The organism is Streptomyces sp. NPDC098781 (assembly GCF_044759995.1).
In the GTDB taxonomy this organism is placed as follows: Bacteria; Actinomycetota; Actinomycetes; order Streptomycetales; family Streptomycetaceae; genus Streptomyces.
In genome coordinates this window covers 106,285-109,163 of sequence record NZ_JBIWAK010000013.1, presented here as the reverse complement: position 1 = coordinate 109,163, position 2,879 = coordinate 106,285, and the positions used below count along the sequence as shown (strand labels likewise).

The window sequence follows — 2,879 nt, the reverse complement described above, 5'->3', positions numbered from 1 at the left end:
CGCCTTCTCCTGCTGCTCCTCCTGCCTGTGCTCCAGCTCCTGCCGCCGCTTCTCCTCCTTCTCCTGCTGCTCCTCCTGCTTACGCTCCAGCTCCCGCCGCCGCTTCTCCTCCTTCTCCTGCTGCTCCTCCTGCCTGTGCTCCAGCTCCTGCCGCCGCTTCTCCTCCTTCTCCTGCTGCTCCTCCTGCTTACGCTCCAGCTCCCGCTGCCTGAGCTCCTGCTTACGTTCAAGGACCAGCTGGCGCTCCTGCTCTTTCTTCTCCTGCTCCTCCTGCTTGCGCTCCAACTCCTGCTGTCGCTTCTCCTCCTTCTCCTGCTGCTCCTCCTGCTTACGCTCCAGCTCCCGCTGCCTGCCCTCTTGCTTACGCTCGAGCTCCTCCTGCTTGGCTTCCTGCCTCTTCCGATCCTTTTCTTGCTCGAGTTTCTGCTGCACCATTACTTGACTGTTGTACTCCCGCTGCTCCTGCTCCCGCTTGTCCGCATCCTCCCGAGCCCGCTTCTCCCTCTCATCCGCTTCCTTCTGGGCTTCCTTCCGCTGCTCCTCCTGCTTCTCCATTTCCTCTTTACGCTGCTCTTCCAGCTGCTGCCGGTATGCTTCCTCCTTCTTCTCCGCTTCCGCTTGCTTTTTCCGGGTCTCGTCTTCCATCTCGGCCTGGTGCTTCATCTCCTTCTCGTACCGCTCATCGGCGATATCCTGGAGTTTCTTCTGATTTCCCTGATCCTCTTTGCGCTGCTCTTCTAGATGCTTCCGGTACTCCTCATCCTTCTTCTCCCTCTCCCGATTCTTCCTTTCCGCTTCCTCATTCTTCTTATCTACCTTCTCCTTTTCTATTTCATTAAGATCGCTCTGAAGTTTCTGATTCAGACTGGGTCCACTTATCGTAGAGATCGGCTTGATGTCAATGGAAAAGATTTTCCTAGTTGCCATGAGGGCATTCTGGGCCGCATCCCCCAGATTGGACCGGACGGAGTCCTGCCAGGCCCTGATGGCGGCTTCCCCGATCTTCCGCCAGGTGGCCATGTCTGCAAGATGCCCATAGGCGTCGTGCCCGACATCGAAGTTGGGGGTCTGGACCCTCCGATGAGGAGTTGGCGGCGACGTCCGGAATTGCGGGTAGCGGCCATAGCCCATACGCGGCGCTTCCTCATATTCGATTCCGGTCGCCGTAATATTGTTGTCCCAGATATACTTGGTGAGCTCCAGAAGGTGGTCGTGCAGCCACCGCAGCGGATTACCCTGCCAGAACTGCCAGAAATCCCATCTGCCGACTAGCATGTCGATCTCGGCAAGGAAGGCTCTGGCCGCCTCATCGAGTTGCCTTTTGACAGTAGAATCGGCGAACCCGATATGGGGCATGCCCTCGGAGTAGTCCTGGTACATCTTTTTCAGCCGGTGAATGAGATCAGCGAATACGCCGGCAGCCCGACCGCGCCACTCGGAGTGCTCCTTGCCGAGCCGGTTCTCCCACCGTTCCAGCACGAGTTTTTGCATATCGAGGAAAATTGCAGCCCTGTTGAACGCTCTGGCGGTCCGATCAAAGGATTCCACGTCGACGGCAGCGGAATTTGGCACGATCAGGCCCGCCCATTCGAAGCCAACGGTGTTGCGTTCCGTAAGGAGTCGCTGCAGGGCTAGACCGCCGCCATAGCTGTACTGAGAGAGGGCGACATCATCGTATGATCCGAATTTGCCGCCGACGACAGTACCACCGTGCGGGGGCTCGGCGGTGTAACTGCTGCCCAGCAAGGTGATGAGCGCCTTCTTCAGCACCACCTCGGTGCCCGGGCCCGGCCGCCTTTCCATCGATCCATTCTCCGGAGCATAGAATGGAATGACAAAGCTCTTGACCCCGATGGAGCTCCCTGAGTTCTCCGTCCGCCAGTACAGGTTGTCGACAATATGATAGAGATCTTCTGCAGGCGGGGTGTCCTTTCCGAAATCCTCGATCTTCACCTCCATCAAAGGGATTTCGTCATTACCCCTGAGCTGTTCAAAAACACCGGCCCGAGGCGGAATGGGGTATCCGGTGAACAGCTCGACGGCCTGCGCCCAGTAGTCATCGGTGGAGTCGGCGGGGTAAACCATGGCGAGGGGCTCCGTCGTGGAGATAGGGTGGGACAGGGCGGACGTCAGATGGAAAGGGCTATGTACTTGGCTGACAACGAGGCCGGCGTCATGGTGAAGTAACAGCTACGGACGACAACCTGGCGGCTTTGCGTACCGGGCTCCTGCGCCCAGCAAACCCGGCGGGGGTGAGCGCTACTTCTCCTCTGGCTTGCCGGAGCCGGGATCCCCCTTGGTCAGGTAATAGTCCACATCCTCAAACACTTCCATGATCTTGTCCCCAGGCATCTTCTCCAGGCTATTCTCCTGCTCTTTGAACAGCGTTTTCACAGTGGTCAGCAGGCCCTCCTCCATCTCAGTGAACAGCTTGATGTGGGAATCGATCACGTCAATCACCGATTCCGCCGCCGCGATCACCTTGTCACTCAGTTCCCTCCCCTTTACATCGGGAAATTTGCCGTCTCCGCCCGCCATATTTCCGATCGCCAACGGGACAGCGAGCCCCCACAGTTCCTTGCGATCCATCTCTTCTCTGCCGATTACCTGTGCCAGCGATGGACCGTAGAGAGTGGGTTCGGTCATTTCCTTGAGCTCTGTGATGAATGGCCTGACCTCATCCTCGATGAATCTTTGAAGTCCCTCCTTGTCGAGCTTCAGGGGCTCCCCGTGCTTATCGGTCATGACGCTTCGTCTCCCGTCTTCAAAGAGCGGCCCGCCCCGGGGGGGGGGGCCCCCCCCCCCCGGGGGGGGGGGGGGGGGGGGCGCGCGCGGGGGGGGGCGGGGGGGGGGGGGGGGGGGGGGGCCGCGGCCCCCCC

General features: G+C 59.5%; 2 protein-coding genes. Both read right to left on the bottom strand.

Translation table 11 applies throughout. From position 1 onward, the window contains the following. The coding region (locus tag ACIQWG_RS38195) for an AAWKG family protein (RefSeq protein WP_404104876.1) at positions 1-2,085 on the bottom strand (2,085 nt) is incomplete at its 3' end. Positions 2,086-2,259: 174 nt separating this feature from the next. Continuing rightward, complete coding sequence (locus ACIQWG_RS38190) at positions 2,260-2,745, bottom strand: type VII secretion system-associated protein (RefSeq protein WP_404104873.1); 486 nt, start codon at positions 2,743-2,745, stop codon at positions 2,260-2,262. Positions 2,746-2,879 lie beyond the last annotated feature (134 nt).

What these genes read in the sequence shown, in the direction of transcription:
- ACIQWG_RS38190 (WP_404104873.1), bottom strand. Translation starts at nt 2,745, where the DNA reads ATGACCGATAAGCACGGGGAGCCCCTGAAGCTCGACAAGGAGGGACTT.